19 protein-coding genes are annotated in these 23,835 nt (G+C 73.9%); 10 read left to right on the forward strand and 9 right to left on the reverse strand.

The features are described 5' to 3' along the window. Positions 1 to 517 precede the first annotated feature (517 nt). The gene (locus ACIQFX_RS17235; protein ID WP_402463870.1) at positions 518 to 967 is read left to right on the forward strand and encodes a PTS glucose transporter subunit IIA; all 450 of its coding nucleotides are present in this window, start codon (positions 518 to 520) and stop codon (positions 965 to 967) included. Between the two features lie 80 nt (positions 968 to 1,047). Beyond that, positions 1,048 to 2,718, forward strand: a complete 1,671-nt coding sequence (gene ptsP, locus ACIQFX_RS17240) for a phosphoenolpyruvate--protein phosphotransferase (RefSeq protein WP_402463872.1) — start codon at positions 1,048 to 1,050, stop codon at positions 2,716 to 2,718. Between the two features lie 75 nt (positions 2,719 to 2,793). Here the strand turns inward: ptsP and ACIQFX_RS17245 are convergent, their stop codons facing one another. Continuing rightward, positions 2,794 to 3,684, reverse strand: coding sequence for a hypothetical protein (locus ACIQFX_RS17245; protein ID WP_402463874.1), 891 nt, complete (start codon positions 3,682 to 3,684; stop codon positions 2,794 to 2,796). A gap of 23 nt (positions 3,685 to 3,707) precedes the next feature. Further along, complete coding sequence (locus ACIQFX_RS17250) at positions 3,708 to 4,994, reverse strand: MFS transporter (protein WP_402463876.1); 1,287 nt, start codon at positions 4,992 to 4,994, stop codon at positions 3,708 to 3,710. Positions 4,995 to 5,039: 45 nt separating this feature from the next. Between ACIQFX_RS17250 and ACIQFX_RS17255 the strand changes: the two genes are divergently transcribed. Then, positions 5,040 to 6,359 (forward strand): aminotransferase class I/II-fold pyridoxal phosphate-dependent enzyme, encoded by a 1,320-nt coding sequence (locus ACIQFX_RS17255; protein ID WP_402463878.1) that lies wholly within the window; start codon positions 5,040 to 5,042, stop codon positions 6,357 to 6,359. An 84-nt stretch (positions 6,360 to 6,443) separates the two neighbouring features. Here ACIQFX_RS17255 and ACIQFX_RS17260 read toward each other — a convergent pair whose 3' ends face one another. Further along, complete coding sequence (locus tag ACIQFX_RS17260) at positions 6,444 to 8,087, reverse strand: serine protease (RefSeq protein ID WP_402463880.1); 1,644 nt, start codon at positions 8,085 to 8,087, stop codon at positions 6,444 to 6,446. Positions 8,088 to 8,208: 121 nt separating this feature from the next. Between ACIQFX_RS17260 and ACIQFX_RS17265 the strand changes: the two genes are divergently transcribed. After that, positions 8,209 to 9,141: an RNA polymerase sigma factor gene (locus ACIQFX_RS17265; RefSeq protein ID WP_402463882.1), complete on the forward strand. Its 933-nt coding sequence runs from the start codon at positions 8,209 to 8,211 to the stop codon at positions 9,139 to 9,141. After that, positions 9,138 to 10,244, forward strand: coding sequence for a CU044_5270 family protein (locus ACIQFX_RS17270; RefSeq protein WP_402463884.1), 1,107 nt, complete (start codon positions 9,138 to 9,140; stop codon positions 10,242 to 10,244). Before ACIQFX_RS17265 ends, ACIQFX_RS17270 begins: the two co-directional genes overlap by 4 nt. Before the next feature lie 192 nt (positions 10,245 to 10,436). Here the strand turns inward: ACIQFX_RS17270 and ACIQFX_RS17275 are convergent, their stop codons facing one another. Then, complete coding sequence (locus ACIQFX_RS17275) at positions 10,437 to 12,407, reverse strand: acetoacetate--CoA ligase (protein ID WP_402463886.1); 1,971 nt, start codon at positions 12,405 to 12,407, stop codon at positions 10,437 to 10,439. Between the two features lie 214 nt (positions 12,408 to 12,621). Here ACIQFX_RS17275 and ACIQFX_RS17280 point away from each other — a divergent pair, with 214 nt between their 5' ends. Next, positions 12,622 to 15,066, forward strand: coding sequence for a glycoside hydrolase family 31 protein (locus tag ACIQFX_RS17280; RefSeq protein ID WP_402463888.1), 2,445 nt, complete (start codon positions 12,622 to 12,624; stop codon positions 15,064 to 15,066). 169 nt (positions 15,067 to 15,235) lie between these two features. Here the strand turns inward: ACIQFX_RS17280 and ACIQFX_RS17285 are convergent, their stop codons facing one another. Continuing rightward, the gene (locus tag ACIQFX_RS17285) at positions 15,236 to 15,736 is read right to left on the reverse strand and encodes an NUDIX domain-containing protein (protein WP_402463890.1); all 501 of its coding nucleotides are present in this window, start codon (positions 15,734 to 15,736) and stop codon (positions 15,236 to 15,238) included. 170 nt (positions 15,737 to 15,906) lie between these two features. Here ACIQFX_RS17285 and ACIQFX_RS17290 point away from each other — a divergent pair, with 170 nt between their 5' ends. From ACIQFX_RS17290 to ACIQFX_RS17300, 3 genes are all read left to right on the forward strand, one after another. Next, positions 15,907 to 16,728: a M15 family metallopeptidase gene (locus ACIQFX_RS17290; RefSeq protein WP_402463892.1), complete on the forward strand. Its 822-nt coding sequence runs from the start codon at positions 15,907 to 15,909 to the stop codon at positions 16,726 to 16,728. A gap of 81 nt (positions 16,729 to 16,809) precedes the next feature. Further along, complete coding sequence (locus tag ACIQFX_RS17295) at positions 16,810 to 17,283, forward strand: Zn-ribbon domain-containing OB-fold protein (RefSeq protein WP_402463895.1); 474 nt, start codon at positions 16,810 to 16,812, stop codon at positions 17,281 to 17,283. A 26-nt stretch (positions 17,284 to 17,309) separates the two neighbouring features. After that, positions 17,310 to 18,467, forward strand: a complete 1,158-nt coding sequence (locus ACIQFX_RS17300) for a lipid-transfer protein (protein WP_402464615.1) — start codon at positions 17,310 to 17,312, stop codon at positions 18,465 to 18,467. 104 nt (positions 18,468 to 18,571) lie between these two features. Here ACIQFX_RS17300 and ACIQFX_RS17305 read toward each other — a convergent pair whose 3' ends face one another. The 4 genes from ACIQFX_RS17305 to ACIQFX_RS17320 are packed head-to-tail and all read right to left on the reverse strand — an operon-like array spanning position 18,572 to position 22,928. Further along, positions 18,572 to 19,177, reverse strand: coding sequence for a GTP-binding protein (locus ACIQFX_RS17305; RefSeq protein WP_402463897.1), 606 nt, complete (start codon positions 19,175 to 19,177; stop codon positions 18,572 to 18,574). Beyond that, on the reverse strand, positions 19,158 to 19,583 hold the full coding sequence (locus ACIQFX_RS17310; protein WP_367827814.1) for a DUF742 domain-containing protein: 426 nt from the start codon (positions 19,581 to 19,583) through the stop codon (positions 19,158 to 19,160). Before ACIQFX_RS17310 ends, ACIQFX_RS17305 begins: the two co-directional genes overlap by 20 nt. Before the next feature lie 10 nt (positions 19,584 to 19,593). Next, on the reverse strand, positions 19,594 to 20,043 hold the full coding sequence (locus ACIQFX_RS17315) for a roadblock/LC7 domain-containing protein (RefSeq protein ID WP_367827815.1): 450 nt from the start codon (positions 20,041 to 20,043) through the stop codon (positions 19,594 to 19,596). Then, positions 20,040 to 22,928 (reverse strand): nitrate- and nitrite sensing domain-containing protein, encoded by a 2,889-nt coding sequence (locus ACIQFX_RS17320; protein ID WP_402463900.1) that lies wholly within the window; start codon positions 22,926 to 22,928, stop codon positions 20,040 to 20,042. The genes ACIQFX_RS17315 and ACIQFX_RS17320 overlap by 4 nt, the downstream gene beginning before the upstream one ends. A gap of 438 nt (positions 22,929 to 23,366) precedes the next feature. Between ACIQFX_RS17320 and ACIQFX_RS17325 the strand changes: the two genes are divergently transcribed. Next, the gene (locus ACIQFX_RS17325) at positions 23,367 to 23,735 is read left to right on the forward strand and encodes a hypothetical protein (RefSeq protein ID WP_402463902.1); all 369 of its coding nucleotides are present in this window, start codon (positions 23,367 to 23,369) and stop codon (positions 23,733 to 23,735) included. Positions 23,736 to 23,835 lie beyond the last annotated feature (100 nt).

The raw sequence follows: 23,835 nt of genomic DNA on the forward strand, positions 1-23,835 counted from the left end.
ACTAATCTGGCGTTGATTTTTGGCACGCTGTTGAGTTCTCAAGGTGCGGACGCTTCCTTCGTTCCTGTTTCCAGGCCCTCCGGGCGCTTCCTTCGGTATTTCGTGTTTCCAGTCTAGCAGATCCGATTTCCGTTTCTGCCACCCGCTGGAGCGGGCTGCTGGGATTGGAATTGGCTTTCGCTTTTCCCGTTCCCGGCGGGGTCAAACATTACCAGGCTTTCTCGGTCCCGCTGACCACGTCCTCCGCGAGCATGCAGAGGTGTAGACCACTGGGGTTAGGATCTGGCTTGATAGGTGCTGCCGACCCGCGACTCAAGGCCGCGTTGGGGTCAGGCAGGAGTACGACAGTACATCCCACCGCCAGTAGAGGCAAATCATCGCTGGTGGTCCCTAGCTCCGCCCAACTGGTACGTCTCGTGCGGAACTGGGACTTCCTATGACATACGCTTCAGAACAGTACGCCGTCCAGGACAGGTAGTGACGGCGCCACACAATCTCCGCCCCTGGGAGGCTTCCCATGACAACCGTGACGTCGCCGCTTGTTGGACGCGCCATCGGTCTCTCCGCAGTTCCCGACCCGGTCTTCTCCGGTGCGATGGTCGGTCCGGGTACCGCCATCGATCCCGTGCGCGAGCCTTCGGAGGCGGTGTCCCCCATTGACGGGGTCGTCGTCTCCATGCACCCGCACGCCTTCGTCGTCGTCGACGATCAGGGACACGGTGTGCTGACCCATCTGGGCATCGACACCGTCCAGCTGAACGGGGAGGGCTTCGAGCTCCTCGTGAACAAGGGTGACACCGTGACGCGCGGACAGGCCGTCGTGCGCTGGAACCCGGCCGCGGTCGAGGCCGCCGGCAAGTCCCCCATCTGCCCGATCGTGGCCCTGGAGGCCACTGCGGACTCGCTCGTCGACGTCGTCGAGGACGCCGACGTGAAGGCCGGCGACCAGCTCTTCGGCTGGAACTGAGCCGGTTCGTCCTGGTGACGACCGCGAGTTCGACATTCAACGCGGCGGCCGGGGCCGTCGCTCAATCGGAGACGGGTGAGATGGAGACAACGCTGCGAGGCGTCGGCGTCAGCCACGGGGTGGCGATCGGCGAGGTCCGGCACATGGGCACGGCGGTCCTCGAGCCGCCGGCCAAGCAGATTCCGGCCGATGAGGCGGAGCGCGAACAGGGGCGCGCCCGTCAGGCCGTGGAGGCTGTGGCTGCGGACCTCAATGCCCGGGGCAACCTGGCCGGTGGTGAGGCCCAGGCGGTGCTGGAGGCCCAGGCGATGATCGCCCAGGACCCGGAGCTCATCGCCGACGTCGACCGCCGGATCGCGGTCGGCAGCACGGCCGAGCGCGGTATCTACGACGCCTTCTCGCACTATCGCGAGCTGCTCGCGGGTGCCGGTGAGTACATGGCCGGGCGGGTCGCCGACCTCGACGACGTGCGGAACCGGATCGTCGCGCGGCTGCTGGGCGTGCCGATGCCGGGCGTGCCGGACAGCGACGAGCCGTACGTGCTGATCGCGCGGGACCTGGCGCCGGCCGACACGGCGCTGCTCGACCCGGCGCTGGTGCTCGGCTTCGTGACGGAGGAGGGCGGGCCGACCAGCCACAGCGCGATTCTGGCGCGGGCGCTGGGTGTGCCGGCCATCGTGGCGCTGCCGGGTGCGGGTGAGCTGGCCGAGGGCACGCTCATCGCGGTCGACGGTTCCACGGGTGAGCTGTTCGTGGACCCGAGCGAGGAGAAGAAGGCGGAGCTGACCGAGGCCGCCGCCGCGCGGAAGGCCGCGCTGGCGACGTCCAGCGGTCCGGGTGCGACGTCGGACGGTCACAAGGTGCCGCTGCTGGCCAACGTCGGTGGTCCGGCGGACGTGCCCGCGGCGGTGGAGGCCGGTGCCGAGGGTGTCGGTCTGTTCCGTACGGAGTTCCTCTTCCTGGACGACAGCAAGAAGGCGCCGTCCGAGGAGAAGCAGGTCGAGGCCTACCGCAAGGTGCTCGAGGCTTTCCCCGAGGGCCGTGTGGTCGTGCGGGTGCTGGACGCCGGTGCGGACAAGCCGCTGGACTTCCTGACGCCGGCGGACGAGCCGAACCCGGCGCTCGGTGTGCGGGGTCTGCGGTCGCTGCTCGACCACCCGGACGTGCTGCGGACGCAGCTGACCGCGCTGGCGAAGGCGGCCGAGGGGCTGCCGGTGTACCTCGAGGTCATGGCGCCGATGGTGGCCGACCGTACGGACGCGAAGGCGTTCGCCGACGCGTGCCGTGAGGCGGGGCTGCGGGCGAAGTTCGGGGCGATGGTCGAGATTCCCTCGGCCGCGCTGCGGGCGCGCTCGATCCTGCAGGAGGTCGAGTTCCTGTCGCTGGGCACCAACGACCTGGCGCAGTACACCTTCGCGGCCGACCGCCAGGTCGGTGCGGTGTCCCGGCTGCAGGACCCGTGGCAGCCTGCGCTGCTCGACCTGGTGGCGCTGTCCGCCGAGGCGGCGAAGGCCGAGGGCAAGAGCTGTGGTGTCTGTGGCGAGGCCGCCTCGGATCCGCTGCTCGCCTGTGTGCTGACGGGTCTGGGGGTCACCTCCCTGTCCATGGGTGCGGCGTCGATCCCGTACGTACGGGCGACGCTGGCCAAGTACACGCTGGCCCAGTGCGAGCGGGCCGCGGCCGCGGCGCGTGCGGCGGACACGGCGCACGACGCGCGGATCGCCGCGCAGGCGGTGCTGTCCGGGGAGTGATCCCGGGCGTCCGGCACTGATCGAAGGGGCTTTCCGTCATGTGGGTGATGGGAGGCCCCTTCGGCATGTGCGGGGTCAGTGGTGGAAGGGGTGGTCGTCGTCGGGGTCGGGGGTGAGGGGGAAGCCGGCGCGGTAGGCGACTCCCGGTTCCGGGGGGAGGGGTTCGCCGGTGCGGGCGTCGGTGCAGTAGGCGGCGAAGACCTCGGCTTCGGTGAGCGGGGTGAGGGTGCCGTCCGTGAGGCGCCAGCCGTGGAGGTGGTCGGGGACCTCGGGGGTGGCGGTGCGGAGGACGAGTCCCGCAGGTGCGGCGAGGGCGATGCCGGCGGCGAGGACGGCGGTGAACTCGGTGGTGCTCGAGTCGTCCGGTCGGGTCGTGCCGTCGGTGTGGAGGACGGCGAGGAGTTGGTCGTCGGCGGCGGGGACGCTGCAGACGAGGTGGTGGGTGCCGGGTCCGGCGGCTTCCAGGAGTCGTCCGAGCAGGCGATCGGCCCGTTCGAAGGCGGCGCGGCCGATGTCCTCGCCGCAGTCGGCGCAGGAGCCCGCGGTGGCGAGGACGGTGGTGGCGTACTGCCAGGTGGCGTGGCGGACGGCGGTGTCGACGAGCTCGGGGAGGAGGGCGGTGAGGGGCTGCCCGGTGTAGGTGACGCGGGCGCCGGTGGCGGCGAGGTGGGCGGTGAAGCGGCTGCGGCTGGTGGGGTGGTCGGGGTCGAGGGCGGTCTCGGTGCACCAGGCCGCGTACTCCTCGGGGTCGAAGAGGGTGACGGTGGTGTGGCCGCCCTGGCCGGCGAGGGTCTTGAGGAGGGCCTCGACCTGCTGGAGGTAGGTGGTGTGGTCGTCGAAGGCGAAGGTGCGGTAGCGGCGCATGGCCGTGAAGTCGTGCTCGTCGGCGAGGAGGCCGACGGTGCTGGGGACCTCGCGGCGCAGGGCGCGGCGGAGGCGGGTCGTGGTGGTGCCGGTCCGGGTCATGTCTCCCCCTGGTGACGCTTCGATCAGTGCTCACTCACCGTAACCTTCGCCACTGACAGTGACGGTCCGGTGAGGCGTCGGCGGACCAGGCGGTGCTGTGCGGCGCAGGTGGCGACGAGGGCGGCGCCGAGGAAGGGCCAGGCGAGGGGGCCGGCGGAGACCAGGCCGGTCACGACGAGGGGGCCGGCGAAGCGCTGGGTGGACTGGGCGAGGCCGTGGACGCCGAGGTAGGCGCCCTGGGCGTCGTCGGGTGCGAGGGCGATGGAGATCTCCCAGGACGCGATGGTGTGGAGCATCTCGGCGAAGGTGAGGACGACGGCGGCGGTGACCAGGGCGGTGACGGCGAGGGTGGGGCCGCCGAGCGGGGAGACGGCGAGGCAGAGGGTGCCGGCGGCGAAGAGGGTCGCGAGCGGGGTGAAGAGGCGGCGGGCCGCTTCGGTGGTGCCGCCGTAGCGGGAGAGCGGGACCTGGAAGACCACGACGAGGGCGCTGTTGAGGACCATCAGGAGGGGTGCGAGGCCGACGGGGGCGTCGGTGGCGTGGACGATCCAGAGCGGGAGGGCGACCTGGAGGATCGAGTCGTGGAGGAAGAAGACGGACTCCCCCGCGGTGAAGGCGAGGAAGCCCCGGTCGCGCCAGGGGTTGGAGCGCTCGGCGGCGGGGGGCGCGTCGGTGGAGGCGGCGGCGACGCGGGAGGGGGCCGGGGAGGGCGGTTCGGCGCAGCGGAGGGTGAGGGCGGCCATCACCAGGTAGGAGAGGGCGTCTCCGACGAGCAGGAGCTGGAAGGCGGTGGTGGAGCCGACGGCGAGGGCGGCCGCGGCGCCGAGTCCGCCGAGGGTCCAGCCGATGTTGGAGGTGGTGCGGTTGATGGCCTGGTAGCGGACGCGGTCGGGGCCGGCGACCCGGGCCGCGTACAGCTTGGTGAGGACGTTGGTGGCGCGGTCGGGGAGGGCGCCGGCGGCGGAGAAGAGGACGAGGAGGAGGTAGTCGTCGGTGGTGAGGAGGGAGAGGAGGGCCGCGGCGCGCAGCAGTTGGGTGCAGATGATGACGCGGACGAGGGGGAAGCGGTCGGCGAGTCGGCCGCCGAGGGGGGCGCCGGCGATGCCGGCGGCGCCGGAGAGGGCGACGAGGAGGCCGACCTGGGCGAGGCCGAGGCCGGTGACGTAGGTGAAGTAGAGCGCCATGGCCGTGGACCAGAGTCCGCTGCCGCACTTGTCGATGAAGCCGATGACGAGCATGCGGCGTCCGTCGCGGCCTCCCGGGATGCGGTCCCTGAAGGGTGGGCGGGGCGGGCGGGTGGTGCGGCTCATGGGTCCCCCTTGCGCATTCTTTTGTATTGATACATAATTGGTTACGTGGCAGCACAATATGTGATCGAGGGCACGACAGCCAAGGGGATTTCCGCGTCCGTCGAGCGGGGCGTGGCCGAAGGGGGGCTGGCTCCGGGAGACGCCCTGCCTCCCGTGCGACGGCTCGCCGACATGCTGGGGGTGAGTCCGGGGACGGTGGCGACGGCCTACAAGGAGCTGCGGCAGCGGGGGCTGATCGTCACCCGCGGCCGGGGCGGGACGGTGGTGGCGGAGGCGCCTTCGGTGGCGTCCCGGCGTCCGCCGCGCGTGCCCGACGGTCTCGTGGACCTGGCCGGCGGCCATCCGGATCCCGCCTTCCTGCCCGTACTGCGGCCGCCGTCGGCCGTCTCCCCCGTGTACGGGTCCCATCGCGCGGCGCCGCGCCTGGCCGTCCTGGAGGACCTGACCAGGGAGTGGTTCGAGCGGGACGGGGTGCCCGCCGAGTACGTGACGTTCGCGCACGGCGCGCTCGACTGCATCGCGCGGCTCCTGTCGACGGAGCTGCGGCCCGGTGACGCGGTGGCCGTGGAGGATCCCGGTTTCCACCACCTGCTCGACCTGGTGCCCGCGCTCGGGCTGCGGATCGTCCCGGTGGCGGTCGACGGGGAGGGGCTCGTACCGGACGCCCTGCGGACGGCGCTGCGGGCCGGGGTGCGCGCAGTGGTGTGCAGTCCGCGGGCCCAGTCCCCGACCGGGGCGTTCTTCACCCGGTCGCGGCGGGACGAACTGGTCTCGGTGCTGAGGGAGTTCCCCGAGGTGCTCGTCGTCGAGGACGACCACAACGCGGAGATCGGCGGAGCGGCGGCCCACACGCTGGCGGCGGCGGGGCTCGGCCGGTGGGCGCAGGTGCGGACCGTGTCGAAGCACCTGGGCATCGACCTGCGGTGGGCCGGGGTCGCGTGCGACGCGGTCACGGCGGCGCGCCACGACGGGCGGATGCTGATGACGTCGGGCTGGGTCAGCCACGTGCTCCAGGAGACGGTGGCCGGCCTGTTCGCCGACCCGGCCGTACGGGAGCTGGTGGCGGCGGGCGAGGCGGCGTACGGGGAGCGGCGGGCGGCACTGATCGACGCGCTCGGCGCACACGGGATCCGTGCCGTCGGCGCCAGCGGGCTGAACGTGTGGGTACCGGTGCGGGACGAGTCGGCGGTGGTGAACGGGCTGCGGACGCAGGGCTGGTGGGTCGCGGCGGGCGCGCGGTTCCGGATCGCGGCGCCGCCCGCGGTACGGATCACGACGGCGACGCTCGCACCGGCGGACGCGGTGCGCCTCGCGGCGGACTTCGCCGAGGTGCTCGGGGACGCGCAGGCGACGTACGGCGGGTGACGTGCCCGCAGGTGACGCGCGGACGCTCCGGGGAGGGTCGAGGCCTTTCCCGGAGCGTCGGCGCGTGTCGGGGCGCGGTGCGGTTCAGCGGGTGCGGTAGGCGTTGCGCAGGGTCTGGGTGAGCGTGTTGCCGTTCGTGTCGGTGAGTTCGGCGCGGAGCGAGACGGTCCGGCCGGCGGCGGGGGTGCGGAAGCCCACCTGGCCGTCGACGACGGGGACGCGGGTCCAGGTGGCGCCGAGGTCGGTCGACATCGACACGGCCAGGGACCGTACGCCGGTCGTGGCGGCCGCGCCTTCGACGGTGACCGGGACCCGGACGGGGGTGCCGGCCGGGGCGGTGCCGTCGAGGGCGAGGTCCGGGGCGAAGCGGACGGTGCTGAGCGGGAGCGCGGTGGGGCCGGAGGTGCCGGCCGAGGCGAAGGTCCAGGACGCGGTGACGCGGCCGCCGGCGCTCGGGCCGCTGCCGTGGGTCGCCGTGGCGGTGAGCCTGTACGCGGCGCGGCCGGGCGTGGTGGTGAACCGCGCGCGGCCGGGGTCGCCCTGCCGGGTGCCGATCAGGACGCCGTCGCGGTGGAGCGTGGTGGTGGCGCCGTGGAAGCGGGGCGCGCTCGGGGCATGGCCGTCGCCGTCGGCGAGCAGGGGGATGTCGAGCGCGAGGGTGTCGCCGTCGCGGACCCCCGCCGGGCGGGCGCCGGGCGTGCCGGCGAGGACGGGGCCGAAGACGGCGTTGCCGAAGGTGTGGGTGGTGGTGGCGCCGGCGCGTACGGCGATCCCGTCGGCGGAGTAGCGGTTGGGCGGCGTCTCGGGCGCGGCGGGGCCGGAGTGGGTGACGTCCCACCGGCCGCGCTCGGGGGTCACGAGGACGGTCGCGGTGTCGAGCGGCTCGAGTGGGGAGGCCAGGCCGATCGTGGGGCCGGCGCTGGGCTGGATCGAGACGAATCCGGGGTCGGTCGATCCGTCGGGGGCGGCTCCGCGGATCCTGACGGTGGCCAGGTCGGCGGTGGCGGGGCGCTTGACGAGGCCGGTCAGGGCGCGGCCGGAGGTGAAGGTGTAGCCGAGCGCGTAGTCGGCGCTCGCGCCGGACCAGTAGGTGTCGAACCATTCCTTGACCGAGCCGGACTCGGCGTCGGGGCCGAGGTGCGCCACGCGCAGTCCGTCGCGCGCCACCATGACGTTCGCGGAGCGGGTCGTGCCCTCGTGGGTGACCTCGACGACGGCGATGCTGTTCAGGTAGCGGGCGGCCCGGTCCGGCGGGCGGACGTCCACCGGCGCGGTCGTGCGGGCGTCGACGGTCACGGTCGTGTCGCCGGTCAGGTCGAGGCGGGGCTGGACGACCCAGTCGGTGCCGGTGGCCGGGTCGGGGCCGTTCAGCGTGGAGTCGAGCAGGTAGCGGCCCTTGGGCAGGCGGACGGTGACCGTGCCGGACGCGTCGTAGGGCGCGGCCTCCTCGGCGGCTCCGGGGCCCGAGACGCCGGTGACGTGGGTGAGGTAGCCGCCGGTGGCGGCGCCGGTGCGGTCGAGGTGCCGGATCGTCAGCGCGTACGTCTCGGGGGTTCCGGTCGCCGCCACGGCGCTCGGGGGCAGTGCTGACAGGGTCGTTCCGGCGAGGACGGTGGCGACGGCCAGGTTGCGCAGGACCGTGCGGCGGCTCGCGCCGGGGGTCGTGCGGCCAGCGCCCGCCGAGCTCGCGGCCGGGTTCGTACGGGGTGCGTTCCAGTGATCGTTCATGCTCAGCACTGCTCGCGGCGGGCCGGGCGTTCCCGTGACCTGGGCCACATCGGCGCGGCGTGTGGCCCAGGTCACGGGAACCCGGACGAACCGGCGCCCAGTGCCAGATGTGGAATCACCTATGAGAGATCGTTTCCGCGCCGGGGACCCCTCGGCGCTCGGCGAGGCGTACGACGAGCACGCTCGTGTGCTGTACCACTACGCCTACCGGGTGTGCGGGGACCGGGCGGCCGCGGAGGACGTCGTCTCCGCCGCGTTCCTGGAGGCCTGGCGCTGCCGCGACCGGGTGCACGCCGACGGCGGGAGCCTGCGTCCCTGGCTGCTCGGCATCGCCACCAACATCATGCGCGGGGCCGCGCGGGAGGCGCGCCGGCGGGACGCGGCGCTGGCCAGGCTCCCGGAGCGGGGCGTCCTGCCGGACTTCGCCGACGACGTCCTCGCCCGGATGACGGACGGGGAGCAGGTACGGGCGGCCCGCGTCGCGCTCGGCAGGCTCCGGCGGCGTGAGCGGGAGGTCTTCACCCTCGTGGTGTGGGCCGGCCTCGACTACGCGGCGGCCGGGGAGGCGCTCGGCGTCCCCGTCGGGACCGTGCGGTCCCGGTTGTCCCGGGCCCGCGAGCGGCTCCGGAAGCTCGCCGAAGCGGAACTGCGGGCGGCGCGGCGGCGGGAGCGGTCGGCGGCCGTCGCGGTGCGCTCGGGCGGGCGGGTGGCCGCGCGCGGTGCCACGGCCGGGGGTCCCGCCCCGGGGCCGGGCGGCGTGGCCCGCGCCGCGGAGGTCGCCGCTGGATCCGCGTCGGAAGGCCGGGCTTCCCCGGGTGTCGGGGCGCTGCCCGTACCCGGGTCCGAGCTGTTCGACGTATCCGGGGTACTGCCCGGATCCGGGCCCGGGCGCCTCGACACAACGGGGGCCCCGCCCGGGCCCGGCCGCCTCGACGCAACCGGGCCGACGCCCGGATCCGGTACCGCGCCCTTCGTCGGGTCCGGCGCCGTCGCCGTCCGCTCGACCGTCCGACCGGCCCTCGCGCCCCGACCCAACACGGAGAACCAGGCATGAACGCCTTCACGCCCCGCACGACGCACGCGGACACGGACGACCTCCTGCGTTCCGAGCTCACGGAGTTGCTGCCCCCGCCGCCGGTGCCGGACCTGACGCCGGAGCGGGAGCGGCACCTCAGGTACGCCGTCCTGCGGACCGCCCTGGAGGCCGGGGACGGCGTGGGGGCCCGTCCGGTCCGCGCGGCCCGTCCGCGGCGCGGGCGCGGGCGCGGTTGGATCGCCGCGCCGGCGGTGGCCTGCGCGGTGATCGCGGGTGTCGTCGTGCTCGCGCCGCGGGAGACGCCGGCCGGGTCCTCCACCGGGCGGGTGTCGGCCGGGGAGTCGGCGTCTCCCGACGCCGTGCGGGTCCTTTCCGGAGCGGCGCTCGCCGCGGCGGCGGCGCCCGCGCCGGACGCCGGGCCCGGCGGCTACGTGTACATCCGCAGCCTCGTCGCGTACGCGGGGCGCGGTGCGGACGGCGGGACCGCCGCGCTGCCGCCGGCGCACCGGCGCGAGGTGTGGCTGTCCTCCGACGGCAGCCGGCCCGGGCTGCTGCGCGAGCCCGGGGTCGCCGACTCCCCGCTCGGCGCGGAGCTGCCCGTGTACGAGCTCGACCACCGCGGGGCCACCCCCCGGAAGTCCACGCTCGCGACGGCGCCGCCGTCGGTGACGAACCCGACGCACGCGTACGTGGCGGCCCTTCCCACGGATCCGGACGTGCTGCTGCGGCTCGTCCGGGACGGCACGCGCGCGGGTGGCGGCGACGCCGACCAGCGGGCGTTCACCGCGATCGGGACCCTGCTCGCGGAGACCTGGGCCCCGCCGAAGGTCACCGCCGCGCTGTACGGGGCGGCGGCGCGGATCCCCGGCGTGACCGTGCTGGCGTCCGCGCGGGACGCGGCCGGGCGCGAGGGCGTCGCCGTGGCCCGTACCGCTCACGGCGAGCAGACCCAGTGGATCTTCGACCGGAGGACGTCCGCGTTCCTCGGGGAGCGGACCGTGCTCGCGGAGGACACGTCGGCCGGACGTGCGGGGACGGTGCTCGGGGTCTCGGCGGTGCTGGTCAAGGCGGCCGCCGGTGCCACGGGAGAGCTGCCCGAGGGGGTTGACGCGAGGGGTTGACGTGAAGGGTCGGCCAGCCCGGCAGGTCGGCCGGAAGGGGCGGCCCGTACGGCCGGGGGCCCGCTGATCCTGTCGGATCGGCGGGCCCCCGGTCGTGGGCGGGAGCGGCCGGGGCCCGTCACGGCCCCTGCCGCGGTCTGCCGGGCGGGCCCGAGCCGAGCGGGACTTTCCGGACAGGACCTGACGAGCTCGTCAGCCGCGGCGGTTGGCCGCGAGGGACTCGTAGAAGTGGAGGAGGCCGAGGTCGTCGACGGAGCCGGCGTTGACGGCCTTGGCCAGGGGGGTGCCCTGGAGGAGGCGCTTGACCGGGACCTCGATGCGCTTGCCGGTGAGGGTGTGGGGGACGCCGGGGACCTCGATGATCTCGTCGGGGACGTGGCGCGGGGAGAGTTCGCTGCGGATCGTGCGCTTGATGCGGCCGATCAGTTCGTCGTCGAGGGTGGCGCCTTCGACGAGGTGGACGAAGAGCGGCATCCAGTAGCCGCCGTCCGGCTCCTCCAGGCCGATGACGAGGGACTCGCGGATCTCCGGGAGGCGTTCGACGGCCTCGTAGATATCGGCGCTCCCCATCCGGACGCCCTGCCGGTTGAGGGTGGAGTCGGAGCGGCCGTGGATGACGACCGAGCCGTGGTCGGTGATCGTGATCCAGTCGCCGTGGCGCCAGACGCCCGGGAACATCTCGAAGTAGCTGTCGCGGTAGCGGCTGCCGTCGGGGTCGTTCCAGAAGTGGATCGGCATCGAGGGCATGGGGTTGGTGACGACCAGTTCGCCGACCTCGCCGATGAGGGGCTTGCCGGACGGGTCCCAGGACTGGAGGTCGGTGCCGAGGCCGGCGGCCTGGAGCTCGCCGATGTGGACCGGGAGGGTGGGGACGGCGCCGGCGAAGCAGGAGCAGACGTCCGTGCCGCCGCTGACGGAGGCGATCCAGAGGTTGTCGCGGACCTCGTCGTGCAGCCAGCGGAAGCCGTCGGGGGGTAGCGGCGAGCCGGTGGTGGCGACGCACTTCACGGCCGAGAGGTCGAAGTCGCGGCCCGGGTGGACGTCCGCCTTGGCGCAGGCCATCACGTAGGCGGCGGAGGTGCCGTAGAAGGTGGCGCGGGTGCGTTCGGCGACGCGCCACTGGGCGGCGGTGTCGGGGTAGCCGGGGCTGCCGTCGTAGAGGACGACGGTCGTGCCGGTGAGGAGGCCGGAGACGAGGAAGTTCCACATCATCCAGCCGGTGGAGGTGTACCAGAAGAACACGTCGTCGGGGCCGAGGTCGCAGTGCAGGCCCAGCTGCTTGACGTGCTCGACGAGGATGCCGCCCTGGGACTGGACGATCGCCTTGGGCAGGCCGGTGGTGCCGGAGGAGTACAGGACCCACAGGGGGTGCGCGAACGGCACCTGCTCGTAGACCGGCTCGACGTCGGCGGCGACGAGGTCGTCCCAGGCGAGGGTCCCCTCGGGGGCCGGGGTGCCCAGGAGCGGGATGTGGACGACGGCCCGGAGGGTGGGGAGCTCGGCCCGCAGTTCGGCGACGGTGTCGCGGCGGTCGTGCTCCTTGCCGCCGTAGCGGTAGCCGTCGACGGTGAAGAGGACGACCGGCTCGACCTGCTGGAAGCGGTCGAGGACGCTGCGGGCGCCGAAGTCCGGGGCGCAGGACGTCCACACGGCGCCGACGGCGGCGGTGGCGAGCAGGGCCACGACGGACTGCGGGACGTTCGGCAGGTAGCCGCTGACGCGGTCGCCGGGGCGTACGCCGAGGGCGCGCAGTTCGGCGGCGAGGGAACCGACCTGGCGGCGGAGCTCGGCCCAGGTGGTCGGCGCGGGGTCGTGCGTCTCGTCCACATGGAGCAGCGCCGTGTCGTGGGGACGTTCGTCGGCGGCGCGCAGGGCGTGCTCGGCGTAGTTGAGGGTGGCTCCGGGGAACCACTCGGCGCCGGGCATCGCGCGGTCGCCGAGGACCCGCTCGTACGGGGTGGCGAAGCGGATGTCGAACCATTCGGCGATGGCCTGCCAGAAGGCTTCGAGCTCGTCGACCGACCAGCGGTGGAGCGCCGGGTAGCCGCCCTCGGCCGGGGCGCCGTGGTGTTCGGCCGCCCAGGACTGGAAGCGGGTGACGGCAGCCGAGGCGATGCGTTCGTCGTCCGGCTGCCAGAGCGGATCGGTCTGGGCTGATGTCATCGGGTGGCTCCCTGGCTGTACGCGGGGTCGGCGTGTGTCGGGCGCACGTGCTGGGGTGTGCGCGTGACGCGGCTGACAGGACGATGCCATGTGATCGTCTTTCGCACCAGGGCTGGCCGCCCATGGTCGGCCAGTTGAATATGTGCTCCCACCATGGGTGAACGGAAGTTGAACGAAGCTTGTATCGCCCCAGGTGGGTGGCAGGGTGATCGTCATGGACGGTCGTGAACGGGTGCGTTCGATCAAGGTGTTCGGTTCGATCAAGGTGTTCGGTTCGGTACAGGGGTTGCGGACGGTACGGGCGGCGTGGCGGCGGCACCGTGCGGACGCGTGGGGGCTGCCGCCGCGCGGGGCGGAGCGGGCGCGCGTGCCGGGGCTCGCGGTGGAGGCGGAGGCGGGGCCGGGTGGGGGAACCGTCCGGTTCGCACGTTCCTCGCTGCGGATCTGCGTGTCGGCGGGCGGCACCGTGTTCTGGGGTTGGGACGGGGCCGGGCCCCTGCCCTCGTACGCCGTCGCCGCGGGGGCGCCTGAGCCTGATCCGCGGGCCGTGCTGGAGCCGGACACGGACGGCGGGTGGCGGATCGTGTCCGAGCGGGTGACGGTCGCGGTGTCCCGGCACGGGGCCGTGGAGATCCGCACGCCCGGTGGGGTGATGCTGCGGCGGGACCTGCCGCCGCGCTGGTGGGAGCCGGTGGCCGGCGGAAAGGACGAGCGGCCCGGCGGGACGGAGGCGCGGTGGGTGCAGCGCAGTGAGGTGCCGGCGGACGCGCGGTTCTTCGGGCTCGGCGGGCGGTCGGCGGGGCCGCGGCTGCGGAACGGCTCGTACCGGCTGTGGAACACGGACCCCAAGGGGCGCTTCACGCCGGGCGACGATCCGCTGTACATCACGATGCCGGTGCAGTTCGTGGTCGCGGACGCCGGCACGCACCTGGCGTTCCACGACAACTCCTGGGAGGGCCGGGTCACGCTGGCCGAGGGCGAGGAGGGGGACGGCTCGGGCCACGACCGGCCTGGCAGCGTCGAGGTGCGGATGGGCGGCGGGCCGCTGCGCTGCTGGGTGGTGGTCGGCACCCCCGCGCGCGTGCTGCACGGCTGGGCGGCGCTGACGGGCGCGCCCGCACTGCCGCCGTCCTGGGCGCTCGGCCCGCAGCACGCGCGCTGGGGGTTCGGCAGCGCGCGCGAGGTGCGGCGGGTGGTCGCCGGGTACCGGGAGCGGGGGCTTCCGCTGTCCGCCGTTCACCTGGACATCGACCACTACGACGGGCACCGGGTGTTCACGGTGGACCGGGAGCAGTTCCCCGATCTGCCGGGACTCGCCGCGGAGCTGCGGGAGCAGGGCGTGCGGCTGGTGTCGATCGTGGACCCGGCGGTGCCGGCCGAGCCGGGGAACGCGGTGTACGAGGAGGGGCGGGCGGCCGGGGCGTTCGTGCGGGACGGGCGGGGCCGGGAGGTCCACGGCGAGGTGTGGCCGGGCACGTGCGCGTATCCGGACTTCACCGATCCCGCGGTACGGGAGTGGTGGGGCGGGCTGTACGAGGAGCGGCTGCGGCAGGGCTTCTCCGGCGTCTGGCACGACATGAACGAGCCCGTGTCGTTCATGCCCTTCGGTGACCCGACGCTGCCCCGTTCGGCGCGGCACGACCTGGACGGACGGGGCGGTGACCACCGGGAGGCGCACAACGTGTACGGGCTCGCGATGGCCCGCGCCGGCTACGAGGGGCTGCGCAGACTGCGGCCCGACGAGCGGCCGTTCCTCTTCTCGCGTTCGGGCTGGGCGGGCATGCAGCGGTTCGGGGGCACCTGGTCGGGCGACGTGTCGACGGGGTGGCCGGGGCTGCGGGCCTCGCTCTCCCTGGTCCTGGGGCTCGGACTGTGCGGGGTGCCGTACTCGGGGCCCGACGTGGGCGGCTTCGACGGGAGCCCGTCACCGGAGCTCTTCCTGCGCTGGTACCAGCTGGGGGCGTGGCTGCCGCTGTTCCGTACGCACGCGGCGATCGACGCGGGGCGGCGCGAGCCGTGGGAGTTCGGGCCCGAGGTCCTGGAGCACGCGCGCGTGGCGCTGGCCGAACGGGAGCGACTGCGGCCGTACTTCGAGACGCTCGCCCGGCTCGCGCGGATGACGGGTGCCCCGTACGTGCGGCCGCTGTGGTGGGGGACGCCGGAGGACCGCCTGCTGCGGGACTGCGAGGACGCGTTCCTGCTCGGCGACTCGCTGCTGGTGGCGCCGGTCCTGACGCGGGGGGCCGACCGGCGGGCGGTCCGGCTGCCGCGCGGGCACTGGTACGACACGGCGACGGGGCAGGTGTACGAGGGCCCCGGGCAGGTGCTGCTCGACGCCCCGCTGTCCCGGGTGCCGGTGCTGGCCCGGGCGGGGACGGTGCTCGCGGTGCGCGGCGACGACGGCGGCCTCGCCCTGGAGGTGTGGGCGCCCGCCGCGGGGCGGACCGGCGGCGGGCTCGTCGTACGGGACACGGGGGACGGCTGGGAGCCGGCCGAGATCGAGCGGTACCAGTCGCGTCTCGTCGACGGCCGGGTGGTCGTCGAGCGGGTGACGGACGACGGGGTGGAGGAGGCGGGGCTGCCGGTGCGCGTCAGGGGCCTCGACGGCTGGGGGACGCGCCCGGCCGCCGGAGCGGAGGTGCCGGCTGCCCGGGCCTGAGACGCGTGCGGGTCTCGGCCGGGCGGCTTGGGCCGCACGGGGTGGACTTCTCGGCCGCACGGGGGGCCGTGAGCCGTCCGGGGTCCGGTGGGCTCTCGGCCGCACGGGGTGGGCCGTGAACCGTCCGCGCCGGGCCGTCGGCCGCACGGGGTGGGCCGCCGGTCGCCGGTCACTCGTAGCGGCCCGCGAACCATCTGCGTACCGCCTCCGTGTGGAGGGGGAAGGCCAGCTCCTGGGGTGAGTGGAGCACGTGGTGGCCGCTGGTCTCGTCGGTGGGGACGGAGGGCGGGAGGGTGGCGGCCGGGCGGGGCGGGAGGAGGCCGAAGAGGAGGAGGTGGCCGGCGGGGGAGCTGAGGGCGTCGGCCAGGCGGACGTCGGCGGCGGAGGCCGTGATGCCGGTCTCCTCGCGCAGTTCGCGGGCGACGGCGGCGCGCCAGTCCTCGGCGTGGTCGATGAAGCCCCCGGGGAGGGCCGTACCGCCGCGCATGGGCTCGATGGTGCGGGTGATGACGACGAGTCCGGTCCCCGGTCCATCGGTGACGGGGAGGAGGGCGACGGCGACGGGCAGCGGGTTGCGGTAGGCGGTGTCGCCGCAGGCCGGGCAGGTGCGGGGCCAGCCGGCGCCGGCGGTGTGGGCCGCGCCGCAGGAGGAGCAGTGGGAGTCCTTCACGGCCCGACCGTACGCGATCGGCCTTGCCCGCGTACGCGATCGCCCGTTCCCGCGTACGCGATCGTCCCTTCCCGCGTACGCCACATCGGCCTTCGCCACGTACGCCATCGGCCTTTCCCGCATACGCGATCGCTCTTTCCCGGCGCTGCCGGAACTGGTAGACGGTGCGCATGACAGGACTCGCATCCGCTTTACGTACCCTCGCCGTCACGGCCGCGGCCGGGCTGCTCGCCGTCTCGGGAGCCGTCGCGGCCCCCGCTCCCCCGGCGTCCGCCGCGCCGGAGCCGAAGGCGCCACGGGAGTTCGTGGCGCTGAGCTCGGTGGACCGGACGATCATCCAGGAGATGCGCTACACGACGGCGCACAACTTCGTGGGCGAGCCGGTCGACGGCTACCGGCAGCCCTTGTGCATCCTGACCCGGCCGGCGGCCGAGGCGCTGCACCGCGCGCAGGTGAGGCTGCTGGCCCGGGGCTACTCGCTGAAGGTGTACGACTGCTACCGGCCGCAGCGGGCCGTCGACCACTTCGTGCGCTGGGCGAAGGACCTGGCGGACGAGCGGATGAAGGGGGAGTTCTATCCGCTGGTCGACAAGTCCCGCCTGTTCGCGGACGGTTACATCGCGGAGAAGTCGGGGCACAGCCGGGGTTCGACGGTGGACCTGACGGTGGTGCGGCTGCCGGCGGTGCCCACGCGCGCGTACGTGCCGGGCGAGCGGCTGGTGGAGTGCTACGCGCCCCGCGAGGAGCGGTTTCCGGACAACTCCGTGGACATGGGGACCGGGTACGACTGCTTCGACACCCGGTCGCACACCGACGACCCGCGGATCCAGGGGGTCCAGCGGGCCAACCGGCAGCTCCTCAAGGGGGTGCTGGCCGAGCAGGGCTTCGTGAACCTGCCGGAGGAGTGGTGGCACTTCACGTTCAAGCCGGAGCCGTTCCCCTCGACGTTCTTCGACTTCCCGGTGGCGAGGCGGTCGGTGGCCGGGCACTGAGTCTTCCGCGTCGGGGCCGGCCCGTGCCACACTCCTGACGGTTCGTCAGATCAGTGGTGATCGGCGGTACGGGAGGCCTCGATGGCGCGGACGCGCAGACCGGTGGTGGACGGCTGGTTCACCGACGACACCGTGCCGGAGGCGGAGTTCCGGCTGCTCGGCACCCGCTGCTCGGCCTGCGCGTCGGTCTTCTTCCCGCGCGAGGACGGCTGGTGCCGCAACCCGGGCTGCCCCGGCGGCGGCGAGCTCGCGGAGGTGCCGCTCTCGCCGCGCGGCCGGGTCTGGTCGTACACCGACGGCCGCTACCGCCCGCCCGCCCCCTACGTCTCCGACCCGGAGGCGCCCTGGGAGCCGTACACCCTCGTCGCGGTCGAGCTGGCGGCCGAGGCGATGGTGGTGCTCGGGCAGGCCGCGCCCGGCGTGTCGACGGCCGATCTGACCGTCGGCACGGAGGTCGAGGTGGTGCCGGGGATCCTGAACGAGGACGACCGGCACGTCTGGACCACCTGGAACTGGCGGCCCGTGGCACAGGAGCGGCGGGAGGAGCGGTCGTGAACGACATCGCCGTCCTCGGGGCCGGGATGCACCCGTGGGGCAAATGGGGCCGGAGCTTCGTCTCGTACGGGACGGCCGCCGCCCGCGCCGCGCTCGCCGACGCCGGTCTGGAGTGGTCCGACATCGGCTCGGTCGTCGGCGCCGACACCGTGCGGTGCGGATACCCGGGATACGTGGCCGGGGCGACCTTCGCCCAGGCGCTGGGGTGGCAGGGGGCACGCGTCACCAGCGTGTACGCCGCCTGCGCCTCGGGCGGCCAGGCCATCGGGACCGCGCGGGCGCAGATCCTCGCCGGGCTGGCGGACGTGGTCCTGGTCGTCGGCGCGGACTCGACGCCCAAGGGGTTCTTCGCCCCGGCGGGCGGCGAACGCCCGGACGACCCGGACTGGCTGCGGTTCCGGGTCCTCGGGGCGACCAACCCCGCGTACTTCGCGCTCTCCGCGCGCCGCCGGATGGACCTGTACGGCGACACCGCCGAGGACTTCGCCCGCGTGAAGGTGAAGAACGCGGCGGTGGGGGCGCTCAACCCGCTCGCCCGGTACCGGAAGGCGGTGACCGCCGAGGAGGTCGCGGCCTCCGCCGTCGTCGCCGACCCGCTGCGGCTCCTCGACATCTGCGCCACCTCCGACGGCGGCGCCGCGCTCGTGCTCTCCAGCATGGAGTTCGCACGGCGCCACGGGCACCCCGACCCGGTCCGGGTGCGGGCGGTGTCCACGGTCTCCCCCACCTACCCGAAGGCGGTGCTCGACCTCCCCGACATAGCGACCGACTCGGCGGTGGCGGTCTCCCCCGCCGCGCGCACCTTCCGCGCGTCGATCGCCCGCGCCGCGTACGAGGAGGCGGGGATCGGGCCCGACGACCTGTCCCTCGCCGAGGTGTACGACCTGTCCACCGCCCTGGAACTGGAGTGGTACGAGGACATCGGGCTCTGCGCGGCCGGCGAGGGCGCCAAGCTGCTCCGGGAGGGCGCCACGGCGCTCGGCGGGCGGCTGCCCGTCAACACCAGCGGTGGGCTCGCCTCGTTCGGGGAGGCCGTGCCCGCCCAGGCCATCGCCCAGGTCTGCGAGCTGACCTGGCAGCTCCGGGGTACGGCGGGCGACCGCCAGGTGCCCGGGGCGCGGGTCGGCGTCACCGCCAACCAGGGTCTGTTCGGGCACGGCTCGGCGGTGGTGGCGGTGCGCTGAGGGCGCGCGGCGGGCGGTCCTCGCGGCGTGGGTCGACGGTCGCCGTCCGCCGAGGGCGCGCGCCCGGTGCTGGTCGCGGAGGAGGCCCCGGTGGGGGCCTCCCGTCAGGTCGTCGCCGCCGCGTGGGTCCGGTCGGCGAGGACGAGGGCGTGCTCGACGACGGCCACGAGGACGTTCTTCACCGACTCGCGGTCGCGCGCGTCGCACATCAGGAGCTCGACCTCCGGGTCGAGGTCGAGCGCGCCGCGCACGCTCTCGGCGGGGAACCGCTGCGCGCCCTCGAAGCAGTTGACGGCCACCGTGAACGGGATGCCGCGCCGCTCGAAGTAGTCGATGGCGGCGAAGCTGTCCTCCAGGCGGCGGGTGTCCGCCAGGACGACCGCGCCGAGCGCGCCCTGCGCCAGCTCGTCCCACAGGAACCAGAAGCGGTCCTGGCCCGGCGTGCCGAAGAGGTAGAGGACGAGGTCCTCGCGGAGGGTGATCCGCCCGAAGTCCATGGCGACCGTGGTGGTCGTCTTGGCCTCGACGCCGTGCAGGTCGTCGACGGGACGGCCCACCTCGCTGAGGATCTCCTCGGTCCGCAGCGGCCGGATCTCGCTGACGGCGCCTACCAGCGTCGTCTTGCCCACCCCGAAGCCGCCTGCGACCAGGATCTTCAGGGTCACCGGTTCGACGAAGGACTTCTTGCGGCTAGAGCGCCCGAAGGCCATTGATCACCTCGCGAAGAATGCTCACGTCCGGCAGCTCGGCCGGCGGAACGGGGCGGGTCACGTGGACGAGTTCGTCCTCGACGAGGTCGCCGACGAGGACCCGGACCACCCCGACGGGGAGGTCGAGGCCGGCGGCGAGCTCGGCGATCGACTGGGGCTGCTCGGAGCAGCGTTCGACGATCTCCACGTGTTCCGGGGAGAGCGTCTGGTCCCGGCCCGGGTCGTCCGCCGCGGGCTCGGGCACCACCACCGCGATCAGGTCGAGCCGGTGGCGGGTGGCGGCGCTGGTCCGGCCACGGGTCATCGCGTACGGACGGACCACGGGCCCGGCGTCGTCGTCGAACCAGTGGTGGTGGCCGGGGGTCCGGCCCTGCTTCAGCTGGTTCCGCTCGGCTGCGTCACTCATGCCGTCCCGCTCACCCTCCCGAGGGCAGGCCGGTCCGGGGTGCCGTCGTGAGGTGGGCCCCGACCCGCTTCACCATCAGCGTCATCTCGTAGGCGACCTGGCCGACGTCGGAGTCGGCGTCCGCGAGCACGGCCAGGCAGCTGCCGTCGCCGGCCGCCGTGACGAACAGGAAGGCGTCCTCGAGCTCGACGACCGTCTGGCGGACCTTGCCCGCCTCGAAGTGGCGGCCGACGCCCTTGGCCAGGCTGTGGAAGCCGGAGGCCACCGCGGCCAGGTGCTCGCCGTCCTCCCGGGTGAGCTCCTGGGAGGCGCCGGTGGGGAGGCCGTCGCTGGAGAGCACCAGGGCCTTCCGGATGGAGCCGACGCGCTGGACGAGCTCGTCGAGGAGCCAGTTCAACTCGCCGTTTCCGTGTCCGTGGCCGGAGGTGGTGCTGTGTGCTGCGGCGTTCGGTGCGGTCATCGACCGTCCCCCTCGGGTGTCGTTCCTGGTGCTGTCGGGTCGTCCTGGCCGGCGTCGTGCCGTCGCCCGCGCTGCCAGCCTCGCTGCATGGCGGCCATGCGCGCGCGTACCTCCTCGGCGTCGCGCTCGAAGGACTCGGGTCGCTGGTCGTCGGCGGTCGTACGCGATCCGGCGCGCGCTCCCGTGCCGCGGTCGGCCGGGCGGTCGCCCTCGCGCAGCTGCGGCGCGAGGCTCGCCTGACGCACCCGGCGGGGCAGCCCGCCGAACGGGTCGTGGCTCTCCGGCGGCACGAGGCCGTCCGGTACGAGGCCGTCCGGCAGGAGGCCCGCCGGCGGCACGGGGCCTTGCGGGGGTACGGGGACGAGGGTGGGGCCGGTGGCGCGCGCGGAGCCGGTCGGGGCGTCCTGGCCGGCGCGGTGGGCGTGCGGCCGGGAGGCGCCGGGGCGCTCGGTCGCCCCGCCCTGGTCGGGGTGCGCCCGGCCGGGAAGCGGATGGGCGCGCTCCGGAAGCGGGTGGACGCGGTCGGGCCCGCCCGCGCGGTCCGGCTCGTCGACCCGGCGGCCGTGGTCCACGACGAGCGTGGGGGTACGGCGGCGGGGCAGCGGTACGGGGCCGGCGACGGCGCCGTCGGCGGGCGCGTCGTCCTCGCCGCGGCGGGTCGTCTGGTCCGGGGCCTGCTGGTGCTGCTCGTTCGCCGGCGCGAGTCCGCCGCGGCGCCGGTCCCGGGGCCGGAAGAGGCCGCCGCGCTCGCTCTCGGTGTCGAGGAGGTCCGCGGACCGGTCGATGAGCACGTCGAAGTCGTCGCTGCCGAGCGGGGCCTCCAGCTCGACCGGGCCGTCCAGCGGGACGGGCGCCTCGGCCGCGTCCGGCACCCTGGCGAGGGCCGGCCGGCGGAGCGGCATCGTGCCGCTGTCGGGGGACGCGTCCTCGGGCCTCTCCACGCGCTCCAGGGACTTGCGGTCCAGCCGGAATCCGGCGCCCTGGGTCTCGGGGGCGTCGGTGAGCAGCGCGGCCGGGATGAAGACGACCGCGGTGGTGCCCCCGTACGGGGAGGTCTGGAGCGAGACCCGGACGTTCTGGCGCTGGGCGAGCCGGCTGACCACGAAGAGGCCGAGGCGGTCGGTGTCCGAGAGTTCGAACTCGGGGGTCTCGGCGAGCCGCAGGTTGGCGTCGAGGAGGGCGTCCGGGTTCATGCCGAGGCCGCGGTCGTGGATCTCCAGGGTGAAGCCGTTCGCGACCCGCTCGCCGAGCACCTGCACGGCGGTGTGCGGGGGCGAGAACACGGTGGCGTTCTCGAGGAGTTCGGCGATGAGGTGCGTGAGGTCCGCGACGGCGGGACCGCCCACGCCGAGGCGGGGCAGCCGGCGCACCTCGATCCGCTCGTAGTCCTCGACCTCGGCGACGGCGGCGCGGACCACGTCCATGAGCTGGACGGGCTTGCGCCACTGCCGGGAGGGGGCGGCGCCGGAGAGGATGACGAGGCCCTCGGCGTGCCGGCGCATGCGGGTGGTGAGGTGGTCGAGCCGGAACAGGTCGGCCAGCTCGTCGGTGTCCTCGGTGCGCCGCTCCATCGTGTCGAGGAGGGTCAGCTGGCGGTGCAGCAAAACCTGGTTGCGGCGGGCGAGGTTGACGAAGACCTCGGAGACGCCGCGGCGCATGTCGGCCTGCTTGACGGCGGCTTCGACGGCGGCGCGCTGGAGGGTGTTGAGGGCCTGGCCGACCTGGCCGACCTCGTCGTCCCCGTACCGCAGGTGGGGCACTTCGGTGCCGACGTCGACCTGCTCGCCGGCGGCGAGCCGCCTCATCACGCTGGGCAGGCGCACGCCGGAGACCTCTTGGGCCTCCTTCTGGAGGCGCCGCAGGTCGCGGACGAGTTCGCGGCCGATGCGGACGGAGATGGCGATCGAGGCGAGCAGCGCGAGGAAGCCGAGGACGCCGGCCACGCCGACCTTGAGGAGGACGCTGTAGGCGGCGGGCTGGACGCGGTCCTGGTAGCGGTCGCCCGCGGCGGTGTTCTCGCGGGCGAGGTCGTCGAGGACGGGGCTCGCCTGGTCCTGCCAGCGCGCGGCGGTGACGGCGCGCGGGCTGTCGGTGGCGCCCTCGGTGATGATCGCGTTCTCGGCGGTGCGCAGCGGCTGGGTGTCGGGGCTGCGCCAGAACTTCTCGAAGCGCTCGCGCTCGGCGGCGGGCAGGAGTTCGAGGTTGACCGCGTAGAACTGCTCGCGGTTGGCGACGAGGTCGGATATCGCGCGGATCTCCTGCGTGGTGACGCGGTCGGCCACGAGCGCGGACAGGACGAGGGCGTCCTCGCGGGAGAGCAGTTCGCGGGCGCGGGTCACGCCGACGAGCGCGCGGCCCTGCTTGTCCATCTCGACGTTCTCGAGGGCGTGCAGGGTGACGAGGAAGCTGTAGCAGGGGTCGACGAGCCGGTTGTAGAAGTCGAGGGCCTGCATGCGGCCGATGCTGCGCTTCTCGACGGAGCGGCGCAGCGAGGCGAGGCCGTCGAGCGCTTCGAGGAGGGAGTTGAGGCGCTGGGCGGTGACGGGCCGCATCTCCTCGCGTACGCCGGGGTCTTCGGCGTTGGCGCGGATGCGGGCGATCTGCCGGTCGGTGGCCCGGCGGGTCTCGCGGAGGGAGTCGAGGGCGTCGGAGCCCCGGGGGTCGGCGAGGTAGATCAGCGACTGCCGGCGTTCGAGCTGGATGACCCGTGCGGTGTCCTCCAGGGGGTAGCCGACCTTCTCGACGATGTAGCCCACGTCGAGGAGTTGGTCGGCCTCGCGGCCGGTGAGGACCGTGGCGAAACCCCACAGACCGGTCAGGGAGACGAGCGGTACGAGGAGCAACGCCACGATCTTCCGGCGGATGGACTTCCCGCGAAAGCGCATGGCCTCCCCCTGCTCGGCCCCCGCGCGCCACGGAGGTCCTTCACGTTCGTGACATCCGGCGTCAACACGCGGCGTCAACCTTCGGTTTCAAACAAACGGCGGCGCGAGCCTACTACTGCATCACGGCCATCTCGAAGGCACGTCCGCGCGATTTTCAGCCTGTCGAGTGAGCGTTGATCATGACTTGTCCTGGTATTCGGGGAGTTGGGATCGGCCACTGTGGCGTAGGACACCTGATGGCATGCCATTCCCCCCACCGGCGGGGATGGCTGGAAGTGTTCGTTCCGGTCGGACTCCGGTCGCGTTCACCCCGGGGCGGGCGAAACCTTTTCCCTCTGCCGTGCGTCAATAGGTACGGGGAGGGTTCTGTCCGCGTAAAGGCGCTCACAACGGGCAGCCAACCCTGAGGGTCTTTCAGCGGTGGGGAGTGACGGAACAATGGAACACGAGGCGCGGTTCGCGCGTCAGTTGTGGGTGGAGGACACGAAGGGCCGGCAGCGGATGCCGGACCCGGTCCGGAACGCCGCCGTACGGGCCGTGATGATCACCTCGGTGACGCTCGTCCAGGCCGTGGTGGCGTTCTACTGCACGATCGCCGGGGCCTGGCTGGCGTTTCCGATGACCATCAGTTCGGTGGTGTCGACCGTCGTGGCCACGTGGAGTGTCCTCGACGTCTGGATCACCCGCCAGGTGTGGCGCCAGCGCAACGGAGTGGTGTCGGAGCCGAGCAGCACGGCGCGCCAGGCACGCCGTGAGCGGCGCGAGGAGGGCCGGTCGGAGACGGCACAGTTGTCCGAGGCCGCCTGATCCCGCGGACGACGGCGAACGGCCCGGCCCCGTGAGGGGGCCGGGCCGTTCGTGCGTTTCCGGAGGTGGACGGGTCGTTCGTTCCCTGAGGGGGACGGGT

It is taken from the genome of Streptomyces sp. NPDC093089, from assembly GCF_044754405.1.
Classification (GTDB): Bacteria; Actinomycetota; Actinomycetes; order Streptomycetales; family Streptomycetaceae; genus Streptomyces.

Bases quoted from the DNA above. Each gene is read 5' to 3' on its own strand.
- ACIQFX_RS17235 (WP_402463870.1), top strand. From the start codon at position 518: ATGACAACCGTGACGTCGCCGCTTGTTGGACGCGCCATCGGTCTCTCC.
- ptsP (WP_402463872.1), top strand. From the start codon at position 1,048: ATGGAGACAACGCTGCGAGGCGTCGGCGTCAGCCACGGGGTGGCGATC.
- ACIQFX_RS17245 (WP_402463874.1), bottom strand. From the start codon at position 3,684: ATGACCCGGACCGGCACCACCACGACCCGCCTCCGCCGCGCCCTGCGC.
- ACIQFX_RS17250 (WP_402463876.1), bottom strand. From the start codon at position 4,994: ATGAGCCGCACCACCCGCCCGCCCCGCCCACCCTTCAGGGACCGCATC.
- ACIQFX_RS17260 (WP_402463880.1), bottom strand. From the start codon at position 8,087: ATGAACGATCACTGGAACGCACCCCGTACGAACCCGGCCGCGAGCTCG.
- ACIQFX_RS17265 (WP_402463882.1), top strand. From the start codon at position 8,209: ATGAGAGATCGTTTCCGCGCCGGGGACCCCTCGGCGCTCGGCGAGGCG.
- ACIQFX_RS17270 (WP_402463884.1), top strand. From the start codon at position 9,138: ATGAACGCCTTCACGCCCCGCACGACGCACGCGGACACGGACGACCTC.
- ACIQFX_RS17275 (WP_402463886.1), bottom strand. From the start codon at position 12,407: ATGACATCAGCCCAGACCGATCCGCTCTGGCAGCCGGACGACGAACGC.
- ACIQFX_RS17280 (WP_402463888.1), top strand. From the start codon at position 12,622: ATGGACGGTCGTGAACGGGTGCGTTCGATCAAGGTGTTCGGTTCGATC.
- ACIQFX_RS17290 (WP_402463892.1), top strand. From the start codon at position 15,907: ATGACAGGACTCGCATCCGCTTTACGTACCCTCGCCGTCACGGCCGCG.
- ACIQFX_RS17295 (WP_402463895.1), top strand. From the start codon at position 16,810: ATGGCGCGGACGCGCAGACCGGTGGTGGACGGCTGGTTCACCGACGAC.
- ACIQFX_RS17300 (WP_402464615.1), top strand. From the start codon at position 17,310: ATGCACCCGTGGGGCAAATGGGGCCGGAGCTTCGTCTCGTACGGGACG.
- ACIQFX_RS17305 (WP_402463897.1), bottom strand. From the start codon at position 19,177: ATGGCCTTCGGGCGCTCTAGCCGCAAGAAGTCCTTCGTCGAACCGGTG.
- ACIQFX_RS17310 (WP_367827814.1), bottom strand. From the start codon at position 19,583: ATGAGTGACGCAGCCGAGCGGAACCAGCTGAAGCAGGGCCGGACCCCC.
- ACIQFX_RS17315 (WP_367827815.1), bottom strand. From the start codon at position 20,043: ATGACCGCACCGAACGCCGCAGCACACAGCACCACCTCCGGCCACGGA.
- ACIQFX_RS17320 (WP_402463900.1), bottom strand. From the start codon at position 22,928: ATGCGCTTTCGCGGGAAGTCCATCCGCCGGAAGATCGTGGCGTTGCTC.
- ACIQFX_RS17325 (WP_402463902.1), top strand. From the start codon at position 23,367: ATGGAACACGAGGCGCGGTTCGCGCGTCAGTTGTGGGTGGAGGACACG.